Annotated in this window: 16 protein-coding genes; 4 read left to right on the forward strand and 12 right to left on the reverse strand. The window is 69.5% G+C overall.

The features are described 5' to 3' along the window. Nucleotides 1-678: 678 nt before the first annotated feature. Nucleotides 679-2,475, forward strand: coding sequence for a right-handed parallel beta-helix repeat-containing protein (locus tag IC605_RS18360; RefSeq protein WP_216327571.1), 1,797 nt, complete (start codon nt 679-681; stop codon nt 2,473-2,475). Between the two features lie 308 nt (nt 2,476-2,783). Here the strand turns inward: IC605_RS18360 and IC605_RS18365 are convergent, their stop codons facing one another. The 6 genes from IC605_RS18365 to IC605_RS18390 form a co-directional block, all read right to left on the reverse strand. Next, nucleotides 2,784-3,845: a spore photoproduct lyase family protein gene (locus tag IC605_RS18365; RefSeq protein ID WP_216327573.1), complete on the reverse strand. Its 1,062-nt coding sequence runs from the start codon at nt 3,843-3,845 to the stop codon at nt 2,784-2,786. A 302-nt stretch (nt 3,846-4,147) separates the two neighbouring features. Then, nucleotides 4,148-5,233 carry an NAD(P)-dependent alcohol dehydrogenase gene (locus IC605_RS18370; protein ID WP_216327575.1) on the reverse strand — a complete coding sequence of 362 codons (1,086 nt, stop codon included), beginning with the start codon at nt 5,231-5,233 and terminating at the stop codon, nt 4,148-4,150. A 25-nt stretch (nt 5,234-5,258) separates the two neighbouring features. Continuing rightward, nucleotides 5,259-6,794 (reverse strand): mannitol dehydrogenase family protein, encoded by a 1,536-nt coding sequence (locus IC605_RS18375; protein ID WP_216327577.1) that lies wholly within the window; start codon nt 6,792-6,794, stop codon nt 5,259-5,261. 51 nt (nt 6,795-6,845) lie between these two features. Next, nucleotides 6,846-7,700, reverse strand: a complete 855-nt coding sequence (locus IC605_RS18380) for a carbohydrate ABC transporter permease (RefSeq protein ID WP_216327579.1) — start codon at nt 7,698-7,700, stop codon at nt 6,846-6,848. A gap of 1 nt (nt 7,701) precedes the next feature. Next, a complete protein-coding gene (locus IC605_RS18385) occupies nt 7,702-8,634 on the reverse strand; it encodes a carbohydrate ABC transporter permease (RefSeq protein ID WP_216327580.1) in 933 nt (310 codons plus the stop codon). A 104-nt stretch (nt 8,635-8,738) separates the two neighbouring features. Next, the gene (locus IC605_RS18390) at nt 8,739-10,082 is read right to left on the reverse strand and encodes an ABC transporter substrate-binding protein (protein ID WP_216327582.1); all 1,344 of its coding nucleotides are present in this window, start codon (nt 10,080-10,082) and stop codon (nt 8,739-8,741) included. 239 nt (nt 10,083-10,321) lie between these two features. Between IC605_RS18390 and IC605_RS18395 the strand changes: the two genes are divergently transcribed. The 3 genes from IC605_RS18395 to IC605_RS18405 all read left to right on the forward strand — a co-directional run bounded on the left by IC605_RS18395 (nt 10,322) and on the right by IC605_RS18405 (nt 12,530). Then, a complete protein-coding gene (locus IC605_RS18395; protein ID WP_343216663.1) occupies nt 10,322-11,347 on the forward strand; it encodes a LacI family DNA-binding transcriptional regulator in 1,026 nt (341 codons plus the stop codon). 106 nt (nt 11,348-11,453) lie between these two features. Continuing rightward, on the forward strand, nt 11,454-11,795 hold the full coding sequence (locus IC605_RS18400) for a hypothetical protein (protein ID WP_216327589.1): 342 nt from the start codon (nt 11,454-11,456) through the stop codon (nt 11,793-11,795). A 135-nt stretch (nt 11,796-11,930) separates the two neighbouring features. After that, nucleotides 11,931-12,530 carry a hypothetical protein gene (locus tag IC605_RS18405; protein ID WP_216327591.1) on the forward strand — a complete coding sequence of 200 codons (600 nt, stop codon included), beginning with the start codon at nt 11,931-11,933 and terminating at the stop codon, nt 12,528-12,530. A gap of 75 nt (nt 12,531-12,605) precedes the next feature. On the opposite strand, the gene IC605_RS18410 is transcribed toward IC605_RS18405, so the two are convergent. The 6 genes from IC605_RS18410 to IC605_RS18435 all read right to left on the reverse strand — a co-directional run bounded on the left by IC605_RS18410 (nt 12,606) and on the right by IC605_RS18435 (nt 18,112). Further along, nucleotides 12,606-13,028 carry a hypothetical protein gene (locus IC605_RS18410; protein ID WP_216327593.1) on the reverse strand — a complete coding sequence of 141 codons (423 nt, stop codon included), beginning with the start codon at nt 13,026-13,028 and terminating at the stop codon, nt 12,606-12,608. A 7-nt stretch (nt 13,029-13,035) separates the two neighbouring features. Continuing rightward, the gene (locus tag IC605_RS18415) at nt 13,036-13,635 is read right to left on the reverse strand and encodes a YceI family protein (protein ID WP_216327595.1); all 600 of its coding nucleotides are present in this window, start codon (nt 13,633-13,635) and stop codon (nt 13,036-13,038) included. A gap of 329 nt (nt 13,636-13,964) precedes the next feature. Further along, nucleotides 13,965-14,825: a helix-turn-helix domain-containing protein gene (locus tag IC605_RS18420; RefSeq protein WP_216327597.1), complete on the reverse strand. Its 861-nt coding sequence runs from the start codon at nt 14,823-14,825 to the stop codon at nt 13,965-13,967. A 67-nt stretch (nt 14,826-14,892) separates the two neighbouring features. Next, on the reverse strand, nt 14,893-15,729 hold the full coding sequence (locus tag IC605_RS18425) for an SDR family NAD(P)-dependent oxidoreductase (protein ID WP_216327599.1): 837 nt from the start codon (nt 15,727-15,729) through the stop codon (nt 14,893-14,895). A gap of 2 nt (nt 15,730-15,731) precedes the next feature. Continuing rightward, a complete protein-coding gene (locus IC605_RS18430) occupies nt 15,732-17,246 on the reverse strand; it encodes a flavin-containing monooxygenase (RefSeq protein WP_343216664.1) in 1,515 nt (504 codons plus the stop codon). Further along, nucleotides 17,243-18,112 carry an alpha/beta fold hydrolase gene (locus IC605_RS18435; RefSeq protein WP_216327602.1) on the reverse strand — a complete coding sequence of 290 codons (870 nt, stop codon included), beginning with the start codon at nt 18,110-18,112 and terminating at the stop codon, nt 17,243-17,245. The genes IC605_RS18430 and IC605_RS18435 overlap by 4 nt, the downstream gene beginning before the upstream one ends. Nucleotides 18,113-18,177: the final 65 nt, after the last annotated feature.

The following is an 18,177-nucleotide window of genomic DNA, read 5'->3' on the forward strand; positions in this document are numbered from 1 at the left end:
GGTCTGTCAGCGTCCCCGCCAGATCGGTGTGCGGGACCTGCCCTGTGCCTACTTCCGAAGGTAGGCGTTTTTCAGGATGAACAACGGACGCTCAGGCCGCCGCGATCACCAAGACCCGAAGCACCTCACCCACGCGCCCTGCTTCCTGGAACACCCGAAGGTTGCACCTCTCTGCACGGCCTCAGCACGAAGCCGGATGACCAGCTCCTCTGTCTCCAGCCCTTGGGTGAGGCCTCTCACTTTCTGTTTGGTTTTCTCACATAGCTGCTGTTTATAGTCGGCCCCGTCTGTACCCTTGTGGACGTCGAATGTCGGCTGACTTTTCCATCGCAAATCACGAATGAAAATCGGGCAAAGGAGCTCTCCCAGCTAGAACTCGAGGTAGGCAAAGCAAAATCTAGTAATCACTCCTCTTTTTATTTATATCGGGCTCCTACCAGGCATTAGGGTGGTAGGAGCAGACAGTTATTTCCTGTACTTGTAGGAAGCTCTTAGAGATATTGTGTAGTGCGAAATTTTTCATGTTAATCCAATTAAGATTGAAGTAAGGTTCACGACGTGATAAATCAGTCTTCTGTAAGCTTCCACCCATCCTTCGCTCTTCTCGTTACCGCCGCGCTGCTGGTGGGTTGTGGAACCTCGCGGCCGGAGAGCACGGCGGGAGGGGGGGCAGCGTCCATGCAATTGGAGGCGGAGCGTGCCACCACCGTTTCGCTGCCCGCAGGCGAGGTCCAGGCGCTGACGGTGGTCGATCCAGGGGCACCGAGTGGGGGGCACGTGGTCAGCGACGCTGCCGCCAGCGGGGGGCAAGCGGTCGAACTGCTCAGCAATGGCAATTCGGTACGCTTCTCGGTGCCCGCAGGGTTGGCGGCGGGAAGCTTCACGGTTCGGGTGCAGGGCCGGGGCGACCTCTATCAGGGCAATCCCATCGTGAGCTTGCGGGTGAACGGCACGGAGAAGGGCCGGGTCGAACTCAATCAAGCGACCTACAGTGCTTTCACGGTGGGGAACTTCGATCTGAAGTCGGGCGACACCCTCGACGTGATCTTCGTGAACGACGCCTACGGCGGCGGCCTCAACGACCGCAACGCGATTATCGACTACCTGATCATCGACCCGACAGGCACGACCACGGCGGCTCCGACCCCTCCCACCACTCCGAGTACCCCGAGTCCGACGCCAGTCGCCATCCCGGGGAACGCGGTGGACGTGAAGAGCTTCGGGGCCCGGGGCGACGGCCAGACCGACGACACGGAGGCTTTGCGGCGGGCAGCGGAGTCGGGCAAGAGTCTTTTCTTCCCTTCCGGGACGTACCGGGTGCGGCGCGTGATCTCGTTCAAGGGGCTCAACGGGCAGACCATCAGCGGCCAGAACGCGACCCTCCAGACCGACGGGAGCTTCATCCGCGACGGGGACAACGCGGTGCTTTTCATCAAGAACAGCACGGGCGTAACCGTGCAGGGCCTGAAGATCATTGGCAACCGCACGAACTCGACCTCCCCGTCCGTGGACATCGAGGGGGTACGGGTGGCGAACAGCACGAACGTGACGCTGCGGGCGCTGGGCGTGACCCGTGCCCCCACGAACGGCATCAGCGTATTCGACTCCTCGGGCACGGTAATCGAGAACAGCTCGGTGTCAGACAGCACCCGGCACGGCATCTGGGTGTACCGCAGCCAGAACACCCGGCTGAGCGGCAACACGATCACCGGGAACGGACAGCCCAACTCGAACACCGTCGGCGGCATCGGCATTCTCGCCACAGCGGGCAACGGCTTCACGGCCGAGAACAACGTGATCCGCAACATGAGCGACGACGGCACCAAGACGGAGGCCGTGAATAACGTCGTGTACCGGGGCAACACCGTCGACGTGTTCGGCCGGGACGGCATCAAGGTCATGCCTCACACGCCCTCCGGCGTGACCGAGGTACGTGACGTCGTGATCGAGAACAACACGATCTCGGGGTTCCGGGCCTGGGTGCCCTACAGTTCGAGCAACATCCTGGTGCACTCCACCCTGGGCGGGCGCGTGAGCGGCAACACCGTCAACGGCTCGGGCGGCACCGCCGACGACGAGGACGGCATCCGCATCAACGCCTATGGGTCCTACACCCGCTCGCGGGACATCGAGGTGCGGGACAATACGGTCCGCAACGTGAAAACGGGCGTGCAACTGACCTCGGACAACATCACTGTCTCGGGCAACCGCATCCAGGCGAACGGGTACGCGGTCTTGCTGCAAGGCGTCGGGCTGAACCTGACCAACAACCCCGAACTGCGGGGCGGGGCGGGCATCACGGTGCTGTACAACTACGGCGCCCAGGCCGACATGACCGGCAACTCGCTTTTCGGCAACGACCTCGCCATCTACGCTGCCAACAGCGGCAACCGGGGGCGCATCGCCGGAAACGTCTTCGCCTCGACCTACCGCAAGCAGGTGGCGGCGGGCTCAGGCGTCTCCTACACCCCCTGACCTCACCCCCACGGACCCGCGCGCCCTCACCCAGCGGTGGGGGCGCCGTCTTGACGCAATTCTGGGAATTGAAGCGCGTTGGGACGACGCTGGCGTTCCCCGTTCCCTGCGGAGGTATGCCAGTCCCAGCCTCTCGCGGTGCGTGCTGTCCCGGTCCCCCACAAGGGAGGACGCGCAGGGAAGCAAAAAGCGCGTCTCCACCGTGGGTTTGAGCAGTCCCGCTCGACCTTTAGGCACGCGCTTAGGCTTGCTCTCCTGCGGAGCCGTGCCCGTCCGCCCGGCCCTCGTCTGCGCCTCACGAGTTCGGATCAGAAGGCGTAGCGCACCCGGCACTCCGGCAGCTCGCGGGCCAGCAGCTCGGTGAAGCGGGCGACCGCCTTCCCCTTGAAGCCGTGGCGGTAGCGGACGTTCTCGCCGCCGTGTTCCGAGCGTTTGGTCTCCTGCCAGCCCGGGCGCCACAGCAGCCGCTCGGCTCCCGGGTGCCAGCCCAGGTTGACCTCGTGCAGGCCCGCATTGTGGGTCAGGAAGATTACCTCGGCGGCAAGTTGCGCGCGGGCCCGCTCCGAGAGGGAAGCCCGCACCTCGCGCAGCAGCTCCGCATAGTCGGCGGTCCAGCCCTCGTAGATCACGACGGGCGAGAAGTTGAGGTGGACCTCATACCCCGCCTCCACGAAGTCGTTGACGGCGGCGATGCGCTCGCGGATGGGCGAGGTCCGCACGTCGAGCACGCGGGCGATGGGACGCGGCATCAGCGAGAAACGCACCCGCGTCTTGCCCTGGGGGTCGTAGGTCAACAGGTCACGGTTCACGTACTTGGTGGCGAAGGACGCCCTCGCGTTCGGCAGCTCGCGGAAGAGCGCCACGAGGTCGCGCACGTTGTCCGAGAGCAGGGCGTCCACACTCAGGTCGCTGTTCTCGCCCACGTCGTAGACCCAGAGTTCGGGATCGACCTGGTTGGGTTCGGGCTTGGGCCCGAGCTTGGCGGCGTGGCGGCGCAGGGCACTCAACGTCTCCTCCACGTTCACGAACGTCGTGATGGGATTGGCAAAGCCCTTGCGGCGCGGGACGTAGCAGTACGCACAGCTCATGGCGCAGCCGTTGGCGAGCCCCGGCGCGATCCAGTCGGCGCTGCGCCCGTTGGCGCGGGTGGTGAAGGTCTTGCGCACGCCCAGGACGAGCACCTGCCGCTTGAGCCGCACCCAGTCGCGCACCAGCCCCGCATTGCCGTGCAGGCCGGGGATGTTCCAGTGGGAGGGCACCTCGGTGCGCCCCGCGTCCGGGAAGCGGGCCAGAATCTCGCGGCCCCGCGCGTACTCGGTGACCCGGGGCTCCAGGTAGATGTGGCGGATGTCGAGGAGCCGGGCGTTCATGCCTTCAGGAGACCACGGGCACGGACGGGCCGCCGTCCCCGATCACCCAGAGTGGAAGGGAGTCGGGAGGCCGTCTGCCCCGCCGCCTTTATCCGGCCTTGAAGGGTTGACGGCCCGGGCGGGCGCGGTGCAAGGTGGATCACCAGAGCCCGAGGCCGCCGTGGGTCGCGGCCCACGCAGGGGGCTCAGCCGCTGGAGAGCCGGGCGCCGGTCGGCCACTGGACGGGCAGGGGCAAGCGGACGGGTAGACGCCCCCCTGCCCCCCGCATGTGGCGGCCGCCCAGGGGGCCCGGCGCGGGGGCTCAGCCCACGTCGATCATGACCTTCATGCTCGTGCGTTTCTCGCGGTCGGCGAACTCGAAGGCCTCGGGCGTCTGCTCGAAGGCGTAGCGGTGCGTCACGAGCGCGTCGAGGTCCACGGCTCCGCTCTCGACGAGGGCGATGGCCGCCGGGTAGCAGTTCGCGTAGCGGAACACGCCCCGAATGCTGACCTCCCGGCTCGCCGCCGACACGAGGTCGAGGCTGACCTCCGGGTCGGGCGGCAGGCCCACGAGGACGGTCGTTCCACCCGGCCGGGGCGCGGCGAGGCTCAGGCGGGTGGTCGGCAGGCTCCCCGCCGTCTCGAAGGCCACGTCCACCCCGGCGTGTGAAAGGGGGAGGTCGCTCCGCGTGATTTCACGAATGCGGGCGATGGGGTCATCCGTTCGGGCGTTGATCGTGTGCGTCGCGCCCACTTTCCGCGCGAGGTCGAGGCGGAAGTCCTCCAGATCGACGGCGATGAGGGTGGTCGCCCCGGCTGCCTTTGCCGCCTGGAGCGTGGTACATCCGATGGGCCCGGCCCCGAAAACCGCGACGGCCTGCCCCGGCTGCACGTTTCCCTTGCGCGCCGCCCACACCCCGACCGCAAGCGGCTCGATCAACGCGCCCGCGTCGTCGCTCAGCGTGTCGGGGAGCTTGAAGGCGAAGTCGTCCGGCCACAGGACGTGTTCGGTGAGCGCCCCGTGGACGGGCGGCGTCGCCATGAAGGTCATCTCCGGGCAGAGGTTGTACTCGCCGCGCTTGCAGTAGGCGCAGCGGCGGCAGGGGGAGCCGGGCTCCAGGGCCACCCGGTCGCCCGGCCTCACGCGGGTCACCCCCTCGCCCACCGCGTCCACCACGCCCATCACCTCGTGGCCGAGGACGAGGGGAGCCTCCACCACGAACCCTCCGATCTTCCCGTGCGTGTAGTAGTGAATGTCGCTGCCGCACACGCCGATGCGCCGCACCCGCACGCGGACCTCGCGGGGACCGGGAGAGGCCACCTCGCGCGTCTCCCAGCGCAGGTCGCGCAGGCCGTGCAGGACGCTGGTGCGGGAGGAGCGGGGCTGGGAGGAATCAGGGCCGGTCATGGTCGCTCCTTTGTGCCGGGGCCGTTCACCGCGGTGGGGTGGAGGTCAGGACGGAGCCGCTGTTCGCGGGCAGCGGCCTTTCTCGCAGCGCCCGCATCGCCCCGAGGGGCCCCCCCTGCCGCAGCCGTTCGCGGGCCTCCAGGTACGCCCCCCGGAAGCGTTCATCCTCGCCCAGGTCCCCAAAGACTTCCCGGAGACCCAGGAAGGCCCCCGGCTCCTCCGCCTCCCGCCGCACCGCCCCGGCCAGGGCCTCCGCACGCTGGTCGTGCAGGGGGGGCAGGTTCCCCGCCGCGCCGTCCCCGCCCGTGACCGCCTCCAGGTAGAGGCTCCAGGCCGCGACGACGAGGGCGGCGTGTTCGACCTCGCCCCCCCGTTGCAGTTGCTCGCGCACGACGGGCAGCAGGAACTTGGGGATGCGCTCGGAGCTGTCCACGATCAGCCGCGCGAGGGTGTCGCGGATCGCCGCGTTCGAGAAGCGGGCGATCAGCTCGTGGCGGTAGGCCTCCAGGTCGATGCCGGGCACCGGGCGCAGGGTCGGCGTGGCCTCCCGGGTCATGTAGTCGAGCAGGAAGCGGGCGAAGGGCGGGTCCTGGCAGACCTCGTGGACGAGCGTGTACCCGGCGAGCACGCCGAGGTACCCGGCGGCCTGGTGCGAGGCGTTGAGCAGCCGCAGCTTCATCAGCTCGTAGGGCTCCACGTCGGCCACGACCTGCACCCCGACCGTCTCCAGCGCGGGCCGCCCGAGGGTGAAGCTGTCTTCCAGCACCCACTGGGTAAAGGTCTCGGCCACCACCGGCCAGCCGTCCTCGACGCCGTACTCGGCCGTAATAGCCCGGCGGTCCGCGTCGGTCGTCGCGGGCGTGATGCGGTCCACCATCGAGTTCGGAAAGGCGACGGCGTGGTCCATCCACTCGCCCAGCTCGGGGTCCTTCAACCGGGCGAACGAGGTCAGCGCCCGGCGCGTCACGTGGCCGTTGCCCTGGAGGTTGTCGCACGACATCACCGTGAAAGGCGCCAGACCGCGCTCCCGGCGCCGCCGCAGTCCCTCGGTGATGAGGCCGAAGACGGTCCGGGGCGCCCCGTCCGTCCCGAGGTCGTGGGCGATGTCCTCACCCGTGGGGTCGAACTCGCCCGTCGCGGGGCTGACGCTGTAGCCGCCCTCGGTGACGGTCAGGGAGACGATGCGGGTGGCGGGATCGGCCAGCCGCTCCAGCACCGCCTCCGGGTCGTCCGGGGCAAACAGGAACTCGCGGACCGCGCCGATCACCCGGGCCTCCGACGTGCCCTCCGGCGACCGGGTGACGAGGGTGTAGAGCCCGTCCTGAGCGGCGAGCACGTCCCGCATCCGCGCGTCGGAGGGCAGCACGCCCACCCCGCAGATGCCCCAGCCCTCGCCCTGCCCGGCGCCCAGCAGGCGGTCGAGGTACATGGCCTCGTGCGAGCGGTGGAAGGCCCCCACCCCGAAGTGGACGATGCCCGGGGTCAGCGCCCGTGGGTCGTAGGCCGGAACGGCCACCCCCGGACCGAGGGCGTGGAGCGTGGAGAGGGAGAGTTTGACCATAGAGGGTCCTCCTGAAACGAGTTGAGCGTGCCCCGCGGAGGGGACCCGGGCTTACTTCACGGCCCCGAAGCTCAGGCCGCGCACGAGCTGGCGCTGGGCGATCCAGCCGAAGATCAGGACCGGCAGCACGACCAGGGTGGCGGCGGCGCTGAGCTGCGCCCAGAAGAGGCCCTGGCTGGTCTTGAATTCCCCGATGAACACCGAGAGGGGCGCGGCGTCCGAACTGGTCAGGTTCAGCGCGAAAAAGACCTCGTTCCACGCGAAGATCAGCGCCAGCAGCGCGGTCGCGGAGATGCCCGGCATGGAGAGCGGCAGCGCGATCCGGAAGAATTCCTGCCCCACCGAGGCCCCGTCCACCTTCGCCGCCTCGTAGATGGCGAAGGGAATCTCGGACATGTACGAATGCATCATCCACACGACCAGCGGCAGATTCATCGTCGTATACATCAGGATCAGGCCGAGGCGCGTGTCGAGCAGCCCCAGGTTGCGGAAGAGCAGGAAGATGGGCACGATCACGCCCACGGCGGGCATGAATTTGGTCGAGAGCATCCAGGTCAGGACCCCCTGCGCCCGGCGGGTGGGATACACGGCGAGCGCGAAGGCGGCGGGCAGCCCCAGGAGGAAGGCGAGCAGGGTGGAGCCCACCGCCGCGACCAGCGAGTTCGTCAGCGCGGGCAGGTAGGTCGGCAGCGCCCGCTGGAAGTTGTCGAAAATCGGCGTGAAGAAGAAGACCGGCGGTGTGGCAAAGGCCTGCGCCTCGGTCTTGAAGGCGTTCAGGATCATCCACACGAGCGGGAAGAGGAACGCCAGCACGATCAGGTAGGTGACGGCGGTGAGCACAAGATTGCGCGCCCGGTGGCGGTCACTGACGGTGCGGCCTGCCCGCGAGGTGGGAACCGTGGTCATGTCAGCCTCCCCGGTTGGTGGCGGCCGTGCGGCTGATCAGCCGCAGCAGGTACACCGCCAGGATATTCGTCAGGATCACGGTGAGCACGCCCGCCGCGCTCGCCAGGCCGATGTTGTACTCGGCGAAGGCCTTCTGGTAGATGAAGTACGGCAGGTTCGTCGTGGCGACGCCCGGCCCACCCGAGGTCGAGCCGTAGATCTCGCCGTACACCTGAAGCAGGGCGACGGTCTCCATCAAGACGACCACCTGGATCGCCTGCGTCCAGTGGGGCAAGACGATGTGCTGGAACTCCTGCCAGGGCGAGGCGCCGTCGAGCCGCGCGGCCTCGATCTGGTCGTCGGGCAGGCTTTGCAGGCCGGTGAGCAGGATCAGCGCCGCGAAGGGGGTCCACTCCCAGGTGATCATCACGATGACCGAGAACATGGGAAACTGCCCCAGCCAGTCCACGGGCGCCAGGCCCAGGCTCTGCGCCACCCAGGCGAAGAAGCCCGAGGTGGGGCTCAGCAGCATGTTCTTCCAGATCACGGCCGTCACGAGGGGCATCACCAGAAACGACGAGATCAGCAGGGTGCGCAGGACCGTCCGCCCCAGGAACTCCCGGTTGAGCAGCAGCGCGAGCGCGGCGCCGATGATCAGCGTCAGGATCAGGGTGCCGCCCGCCAGCACGACCGTGTTGAGCAGGATGCGGAGGTTCTGCGGATCGGTGAGCAGCGTCTGGTAGTTCGCCAGCCCGATGAAGGGGCGACTGCTGGGGTCCACGAGGTTGTAGCGGAAAAACGAGTAGTACACCGTCATGAAAAACGGCACCTGCGTCGTCAGGATCAGGTACAGCATCGCGGGCCAGATCAGGGCGGCGGGCGTGAGTTTCAAACCGCGTTTGGGAGCGGGCGGCACCCGCGTCGCCGTGGTCGGCAGGGACTGAACCGTGGTCATGGGGTCTCACCTGTGGGGGTGGGGCGAAAGGCACCCAGCCGTCAGCGGTCAGCAGGAAGAGCCAGGCTGAGGGCTGACGGCTGACCGCTGAGAGCTCAAAAGGCTTACTTCTGGAAGCCGCCTTCCTTGGCGACCCGGTTGGCGGCGTCCTGCCCCTGCTTGAGGGCCTGGTCGATGGAGGTCTGGCCGCTCAGGGCCCCCGCCATGTACTGCCCGACCTGGGTGCCGAGGGCCTGGAACTGCGGGATCGACACGTACTGGATGCCGGTGTAGGGCACCGGGTCCTTGGTGGGCTTGGTCACGTCGGCGCGGTTGATGGAGCTCAGCACGAGGTTGCTGAAGGCACCCGCCGCCTTCTTGTAATTCGCGTTGGTGTACGTGCTCGTGCGGGTGCCGGGGGGCACGGCGGCCCAGGTGCCCTTCGTCCTGGCGACGAGGTTGATGTACTCGGGGCTGGTCGCCCAGGTCAGGAACCGGAAGGCGGCGTCCTCATTTTTCGTGCTCTTGGGGATCGCCAGGTTCCACGACCAGAACCAGTTGCTGCCGCGCGGGGTGCCGGGGCCGACGGGCGCATTGGCAAAGCCGACCGACTTCACGATCTTGGAGGACGAGGGGTCGGAGAGGAAGCCCGCCGCCACCGTCGCGTCCACCCACATGCCGCACTTGCCCTGGCTCATCAGGGTCAGGTTCTCGGTAAAGCCGTTGCCCGTGGCACCGGGGGGGCCGTACTTCTTGAGGGTGTCCACGTAGAAGGTCAGCGCGTTCTTCCAGGCCGGGGTGTTGAGCTGCGCCTGCCAGTTCTGGTCGTACCAGCGCCCGCCGAAGGTGTTGACCATCGTGGTGATAAAGGCCATGTTCTCGCCCCAGCCCGGCAGGCCGCGCAAGCAGATGCCGTACACGCCCCCCGCGGGATTGTGAATCTTGCTGGCAAAGCCCTGAACCTGCTGCCAGGTGGGGTTTTGCGGCATGGTGAGCCCGGCTTTCTTGAACAGGTCCTTGTTGTAAAAGGTCATGCTGCTCTCGGCGTAAAAGGGCACGGCGTAGAGCTGCCCGTTGACGGTGAGCGCATTCCGGACGCTGGGCAGGATGTCGTTGAGCTTGTAGGAGGAGGCGATGCTCGCGTTCTTCTGGAAGAGGGGCGTCAGGGGGTCGAGCCAGCCGTTCTTGGCCCAGATCGGCACCTCGTACACGCCCACGGTGGCGATGTCGAAGGAGCCCGCGTTGCTCGCCACGTCGAGGGTGACCTTCTGACGCAGCTCGTTTTCCGGCAGGACCACCCATTTGACGTTGATGTCGGGGTACTTCTTGTTGAACTCCGGGGTGAGCCGCTGCATCGTCACCATGTCGGGGTTGTTCACCGTGGCGATGGTGATGGTGGTCGCGGCCTGCGCAGTCGCCCACACGGAAGAGACACAGAGGGCGAGGCTGAGCGGAGCAAATCTTTTCATGGCAAAACCTCCTGGGACCGCGCGGGGCGGCCTGGCATGGGGGCGGGCGACCTGGGGTGAGCAGGAACCTCGCGGACGTGGGGCGGGGCCTCTTTCCCCGAACCTCCCCTGCAAATGGTCTCGTGTCCATGATTGAAACACACTCCCTCTGCCGCGTCTAGTACCGCGACCTTGGACCGAGTGCAGTGATGGACACGGGGCCATTTTTGGGCGGGGGGTTCTGGGCCTACAATGGCCTCGTGTCCACGATTCAGGATGTCGCCCGGCTGGCGGGCGTCTCCCCCACGACGGCCAAACGCGCGCTGCGTGAGCCCGGGAAGCTGACGCCCGAGACGCTCGCGCGGGTGCGGACGGCCATCGATGAACTGCACTACGAGCCGGATGTGCGGGCCGGGAGCCTGCGGGGGGGGCAGAGCCGGACGGTGGGGCTGGTGGTGGGGAGCATCGTCGAGCCCTTTTTCGCGCAGTTCGCGCGCACGGCGGGGCGCACGCTCCAGGCGGCGGGGTACACGTTGATCATCAGCGAGAACGAGTACTCCGCCCGGCTGGAATTGCCCGAGCTCCAGCGGCTCTACGGGCAGCGGGTGGCGGCGATGCTGGTGCGGCCGGGGTACGGTCCGGAGAGCCGCGAGTACCTGGGGCGGTTGCGGGACCGGGGCGTCTTCCTCTTCGAGTACGACTACACGCCGCCGGGCTCGCCCTTTCCAAGCCTGACCCTCGACAACGCGGCCTGTATGCGCGGGGCCGTGGGCTACCTGCACGGGCTGGGGCACACCCGCATCGCGGCGCTGGGCACCCACGACCCCCTCGTCTTCCCCGAGGAACGGTCGCGCACCTTTCCGGAAGCGATGCGGGGGCGCGGCCTGAGTGTCCCCGCGGCCTACGAGCGCGTCGCCCTGCCGAGCGAGGACACCGCCTACGCCTTCACCCACGACCTGCTGGGCCTGCCCGAGCCGCCCACCGCGTTGATCGCGATCACGGGCACGCAGGCCATCGGCGCCTTCCGGGCGATCCGGGAGCGCGGGCTCACCCTGCCCCATGACCTCTCGCTGCTGACCTTCGACAACTATCCCTGGACGGCGCTCGTGGACCCGCCCGTCACGGTGATCGAGCAGCCGGTGGAGGCGATGGCCGAGGCGGCGGCGCGGGCCGTGACCCAGGCGCTGGAGGGCGGCGTGATGGCCCAGGGCCACCGGATGATGCCCGGGCGGCTCATCGTGCGCCGGAGCTGCGCCGCGCCGCCCCCCCGCCCGGCGCGGCGCTGACCTCGCCCCTGTCCGGCGGCCACCCGCCCGCTTACACTGGGAGCGTCCCCTTTTCCAGAGCACTCCGCCTGCCCTGAACCCCGTCCCCACCCCGCGCGAGGACCGCATGAACGACCGGGCCGCGAAGAACTTGGCGGGGCGCACGCTCACCCGGGTCCTGCGCGGCCTGGGCGCCCTGCCCCTGCTCGCCTACCCTCTGGTGCTCCCGGCGAGCCTGATGACCCTGGGCACCCCCGACCCCAACTCGCCGCCCGCCGTCCTCTCCGTGGTGAAACAGGCCTTCTGCTGGGGCTCGCTCGCCTATCCGCTGGTGTATCTCGGCAGCCTCTTCCTCGCCGGGCGGGGCGGGGCGCGCGGCAACGTGGCCTGGAGCGCGTTGCCCCTCGCGTACATGCTCGCCCTGGGCGGCCTCTTCCAGGTGTGGGGGATGCTGGACCGGGTGCGCTGAGACGGGGCTGGACTCGGCGCGGCCAGCCGGATGCGGTTGCGTTCGGCCTCCCACCCTTTCGTGGACGCGCCCGGCCCGCCGCCGATCCCGGCGCCTGGAATCCCACACCCTTCCCCGACCACCGGAGGTCAAGCCTTGTCGACGAACCTGCGCCCGCCCTCGCCCACCGCGCTCACGCGGGTCGTCGGGCTCGTTCTGACGCTCGCGCTCGTCACCGTGCCTGCGGCCCGTGGGGGGGACCAGCCCTCCGCGCCCCCCGGCACGGCCCCCGCCCTGAGAGCGCAGGTCGAGGCGCAGCCCTACCGCATCGGCGACTGGGCGGGCTTTCGTCCCCTCGGCCTCACCGACCTGGACATCCTGAGGCTGGGCGACGGCCCGGACGCCGACGACCTCGTCCTTTCACAGCCGGGGCTGGTCATCGCCGTGTCGTCCAGCCCCTCGCCCGCCGTGGGCGCCCGGGACGCGTTCGCCCGCCGCGCGCTGGCGTTCGTCGCCCTGGTCACGGACGTGGAGGCCGAGAGCGCCGGGACCGTCCGCCGGGGCGGGGCCGAGTGGCACGAGACGGTCGCGCGGGGCCGCAGCCTCTCCGGCCGGGAGGTGGTCGTGTTCCAGTCGATCCGCTTCGGGTCGCCCGGCACGCCGTACCTGCGGGTGGTCGGCACCGCCCCGGCGGAGCTGAGGAACGACGTGCTGGCGCGCTTTCGCCGGGTGGCCCGCAGCCTCACGCCGAGGTGAGGCGGGGAGAGGGTCCAGACAGACGGGGAGGCCCGCTCACGTGGCCGGGCCCCCTCCTTCGGTCGGACGCGCCGCCTACCTCGTCCGGCCCCGCGCCCACAGCCACAGCCCCCCGAACACGAGGGCGGCGAGGCCCGCCCCCAGCGCGACGAGGTTGCGCACCAGCTCCACGGTCTTGACCTGGAGGGGGTAGAGCCCGCGCTCGCGCAGGTACGTCTCGTTGACGAGGCGGGCGCCGCCCTCGCCCTCGCCGGGGAGGAAGGCCGCCGGGTCGCGGATGATCATAGGCTGCGGCGAACCGATAGGGACGCCCGGGCTATCGGCTTCCCCGAAGAGGGCCCCGGCGCTGCTCGGCTGGATCAGTTGCACGAGCGCCGCGTCCCGGGTGAGAAGGGCGCCCACGGCGAAACTCAGGAGCAGCGTGACGAGCGCGAGCAGGGCGAGGAGCCCCGCCACGCGGCGCAGCAAGGGCAGGCGCGAGGAGCGAACGAGACGCATGGGCCCCCTATCCGTCGCTGGCGACGAAGCGCACCGCGAGGGTGAGGTCGTTGCTCACGCGGCCCGCGTCGATCTGGCCGTGCTTGACCCCGAAGTCGCTGAGTTTGACCTTGAAGGTGGTGCTCACCGCGAGGACGTTGCCCTTCAGGCCCGCCCCCCGGGTGGTGTCGCTGGCGGGGGTGTAACGCACGGTCGCCTCGGTCGTCAGGGGCCGGGTGACCCCGTTCAGGGTGAGGGTGCCCGCGACGCGGTACCGGTCGCCGCCGAGGGAGGTCACCCGCGTCGCCGTGAACTTCACGTCGGGTGCTTTGTCGAAGTTGAGCCACCCCGCCCCGCGCATGTGCCCGTTGCGCGCGGCGATGCCGGTGTCGATGCTCGCCCCGTCGATGATGACCGTGCCGCCGCCCGCCTTCGCCTGGGGGTCGAAGGTCAGCGTGCCCCGCACCTTGCTCGTGCGGCCCGTGAAGTTCTCGACCGCCGTCTCGCTCTCGACGGTCACGACGTTGACGTTTCCGGCGGTCGCCACCTCGAACTTGACGGGCGCGGCGGCGGCCAGGGGCAGGGACAGGGCGGCGAGGGCGAGGAGGCGCTGGGGAGTTGCGGTCATGGTGGACTCCTGGGAACGAGGGGGCGGTTCAGACGGTGGGGGCGGGCCGGGTGCCGAAGGGGTCGTCCAGCTCCAGGGTGCCGACCCGTTGCGAAGGTTGTGTGAAGGGGACGCCGCCGCTCGGCTCCGCCCCCCGGCGCCTCCGCGTCCGGAAGGTGGACCCCGGCGCGCTCCAGCCGGGCGTCCGGGCCGGGGTGAGGCTGGAGTCGGGGAGCGGGAGAGGTGTGGGGCATGGAACCCTCGGGAAGACGGGGCGAAGGCGCGGCCACTCCCCGTCAACGTACAGGTCGGGTCTCCGGGCCGGAATGGCGGAAGCGGACGGGGGCATGTCATTTCTTCCAGGCGTCTCTGAAGTCCTGGGGCGATACGCCGACCGCCGCCTTGAAGGCCCGGCTGAAGGAGAAGGGGTCGGCGAAGCCCACCTCGGCGGTGACCTCCTTCACGCTGAGGTCGGTGAAGCTCAGGAGCCTGCGGGCTTCCAGAATCACCCGGTCCTGAATCAGGCCCTTGGCGCTCTTGCCCAGGCCCGCGTTCGTGGCGCGCGAGAGGTGCTTGGCGGAGACGTGCAGCCGCTCGGCGTAGTGGGCCACGTCGTGGTGCCGGACGAAGTCACGCTCCAGCAGGTCGAGGAAGCGCCCGACGAGGCCGACCTCCGCGTTCTCGCCGACCCCCAGCCCGGCGAAGACCGACCGGCGCACGAGGACGAGCAGCGCCTCCATCAGGGGCCGCAGCAGGGTCAGGTCCCCGGTCTCCCGCGCCCGCGCGTACTCCCGCTCGGCGAGGTCGAGCAGCCCCTCGGCGGCACGCTGCACCTCGGGGGGAACGGGGAAGGTCCGGTCCCCCGGCGAGTAGTTGAAAAGCAGCCGGTTCGTCCGCCCGGTGGGGGTGCCGCCCAGCAGGTCCTCGGTGAAGGACACGGCGTACCCGTTGAGCTCCCGCATCTCCCGGAAGGCGTGGACCTGCCCCCGCGCGATCAGGGACACGCAGGGCCCGCGCAGCTCGCCCTCCCGCCCGTCGATGGTGTGCGTCCCCGCGCCCGAATGGATCCAGATCACTTCCTGGAAGTCGTGGCGGTGGGGCCGGAAGGTCTCCCCGGGGCCCGTCGTCCGGTTGAGGATCGGCATGATCACGACGGGCGGCCTGCCGTACCCCGCCAGGGGCACGTAGCGGATGCTCGCCGGGGACGACATACAGCCCCAAGGTGCCACAGCAAGCGATTAGGCGGCTGAGTCTTCCCGGCCGTGGTCCCGCTTCCCCCTAGGAGCGCCCCGCCCGCGCCTGAAGCAGCCCCAGCACCCGCCCGTACGACCCCGGAAAGAGCCGCGCGAGAAGGTCGAGCACGGCGGCGTCCGAGCCCACGAGCACGCGCGGCTCGCGGTGCTCCACCCCCGCCAGGATGACCCTCGCCGCGCGGGCCGGGTCCATCCGCAGCAGGCGCTCGAATTCACGCTGTCCGGCCTGCGTCTCGGCGGCGCCGACCCCGGCCCCCACGCGGGCGTTGCGGGCGATGTTCGTCCTGATGCCGCCCGGGTGGACGGTCGTCACGCCCACCCCGCGCGGGCGCAGTTCGTGCCGCAGCACCTCGGAAAAGCCGCGCACCGCGTACTTGCTTGACGAGTACGCGCTCTGCCCCGCCGGGCCGATGAGGCCGAAGAGGCTGGAGACGTTGACCACGTGCGAGTCGGGCGTAGCGATCAGGGCGGGCAGGAACGCCTTCGTGGTCGCCACGACCGCCCGGAAGTTGATCGTCATGACCCACTCGAACTCGTCGAGGGTCAGTTGCTCGAAGGAGCCGCCGAGCGCCACGCCCGCGTTGTTGATCAGGAGGGTGAGGCCCCCGTGTTCCCGCAGCACGTCGTCCGCGAGGGCGGGGATGTCCCCGGTATGGCTCAGGTCGAAGGGATGGGCGGTGATCTTGAGGTTCGGACGTTCCGTGCGAAGCCGGGCCACGAGGGTCCGCAGCCCCTCCCCGTCGCGGTCGATCAGGGCGAGGTGGCTGCCGCGGGCGGCGAGGTCCTGCGCGAGCGCCCGCCCGATCCCGCTCGCCGCGCCCGTGAGGACCGCCGTGCCGCCCGCGTAGTCGTAGGGCCGCACGCTCAGGCGCTCCGGGCCACGGGGGCGGAGAGGGGCGGCAGGGGGCGGGGGCTGAGCCACGCGCGGTAGAGCGAGGGGTCGAAACGCCGCAGCGCCTGCCGGAAGCGCGCCGCCCGCTCGGGCCACAGGGAGGAATTGCGCCCCGTGGCGTCGATGTACCAGCTCGTGCAGCCGCCCACGTTCCACACGGAGCCCCGCAGCTTGCCCTGCAACCCCTCGCTGTACTCGGCCTGCGCCTCGGGCCGGGGCTCGATGGCGAGGAGGTGTTCGCGCCCCAGGTGCTCCAGCGCCGCCACGATGTAGTCGATCTGCGCCTCCATCATGTAGACCATGCTGTTGTGGCCCAGCCCGGTGTTCGGCCCGATGATCAGGAACAGGTTGGGAAAGCCTGCCACCGCCGTTCCGTGCAGCGCCTCCATGTGGGGGTCCCAGACCTCGGCGAGCGACTTGCCGCCCCGCCCGGAGATGCGCCGGGCGATGGAGGGCTGCGTCGCCTCGAAGCCCGTGCCGCCGACCAGCACGTCGAACTCGCGCTCCTGGCCGTCTGCCGTGACAATCTTGGACCCCTTGACCTCCGTGACCGCCTCCGTCACGAGTTCGACGTTGGGTTTCGTCATCGCCGGGTAGTAGTCGTCGGACACGAGGATGCGCTTGCAGCCCAGGCGGTAGTTCGGGGTGAGTTTGGCCCGCAGGGCAGGATCGGGGACCTGCGCCTCCAGATGCTTGTGGGCGGCGTCCTCCGCGATCTTCCTCACCCGCTCGTTCGTGAAGGTCAGGAACCGGGCCTCGGCGACCCCGAAAATCCACTGCCGGGAGAGACGCTGGAGGCCGGGGTAACGGCGGAAGAGGTCGCGGCGGCGCTCGCTCGTCTCCGTATCCATGCGGGGCATCACCCAGGGGGCGGAACGTTGGAAGACGGTCAGGTGCCCCACCACCTTCTGAAGCTCGGGGATGAACTGGATGGCCGACGCACCCGTGCCGATCACGGCGACCCGTTTGCCGCCGAGGTCCACGGAATGATCCCACTGGGCGGAGTGGAAGCGCGGGCCCGCAAAAGACTCCAGCCCCGGGATGACCGGCCACTTCGGCTCGACGAGGGGGCCGTGCCCGGAGATCAGGACGCGGGCGGTGTACTCGCCGCCGCTCGTCTTGATGCGCCACAGCCCCTCGCCGTCGTCCCATTCGGCGCGCTCCAGTTCGTGCCCGAAACGGATATGGGGCCGCACGCCGAAGTCGTCCGCGACCCGGCGCAGGTAGCCCAGGATTTCGGGCTGGCGGGCGTAACGGTGGCCCCAGTCGGGGTTGGGGGCGAAGGAGAAGGAGTAGAGGTCGCTTTTCACGTCGCAGGCGCAGCCGGGGTATGTGTTGTCGCGCCAGGTGCCGCCGACCTCCGCCGCCCGCTCGAAGATCACGTAGTCCCCGATGCCCCGGCGCTGAAGGTGGACGGCCATGCCCAGGCCCGCGAAGCCGCTGCCGACGATGGCGACCTGATGGTGGGTGGCGGTGGTGCTCGTCACGCTGGAACCTCCTGCAAGAAGTCGAGAACGAGGCGGTTGAAGGTCTCCGCCCGCTCCAGTTGGGGGACGTGTCCGGTAGCCTGAAAGAGGTGGGTGCGCGCGTGGGGGTGGTATCTCCGCGCCGCCTCCAGCAGCCGGGCGGGCAGGATCACGTCGCGGTCCCCCCAGATGATGAGCGTCGGCACCCCCTGCCGGGCGAGGCGTTCCTGCAACTCCTCGCGCCACGCGGCCTTCACCCCACGCCAGTCGCCGAGGTCGCGCAGCACCCGCAGAAACGCGCGGGCGGCGTGCGGCTGGCGGGAGAGGTCGAGGGCCTGCGCCACGCGCTCCTCGGTGGCAAAGGTTCGGTCGTGGAAGAGCGAGCGGACGGTCTGCCGGGCGTTGCGGGCGGTGGGCTGGAGGAGCAGCTCACCCAGCCGCGGCACGGAAAGCGCGCGCAGGACGGCGGCGACCTCGGGGCCGAAGCCCGCGCTGTTCACCAGCACCAGGGCCCGCGTGCGCTCGGGGTAGGCCACGGCGAAGCGTTGCGCCACCGCCCCGCCGAGCGAGTTGCCCATCAGGACCACGGGCCGCGTCTCCCCCACCGCGTCCAGGAAGTGCACGGCGAAGCGGGCCAGTCCGCCCAGCGTGTAGGGCACGTCCGGCTTGTCGGTGTACCCGAAGCCGATCAGGTCGAGGGCGTAGACGCGGTGGCGGGCGGCCAGCGGCGCCACGTTCGCCGACCAGTCCTCCAGGCTGCGCCCGATGCCGTGCAGCAGCAGCAGGGGCGGGCCGTCGCCCTGAACGGCGAAGCGGGTGCGGACGCCGCCGACCTCCGTGAAGGTGGGGGCGGGGTGGGTAGCGGGCGCTGGGACGGTCGCGGTCATGACAGCCTCCACGGGGGAGAGGACACTCGGGCTGGGAAGTCTCCCCAGTATGTGAGCCTTTGCTC

Origin of the sequence: Deinococcus aestuarii (assembly GCF_018863415.1) — a bacterium.
Classification (GTDB): domain Bacteria; phylum Deinococcota; class Deinococci; order Deinococcales; family Deinococcaceae; genus Deinococcus; species Deinococcus aestuarii.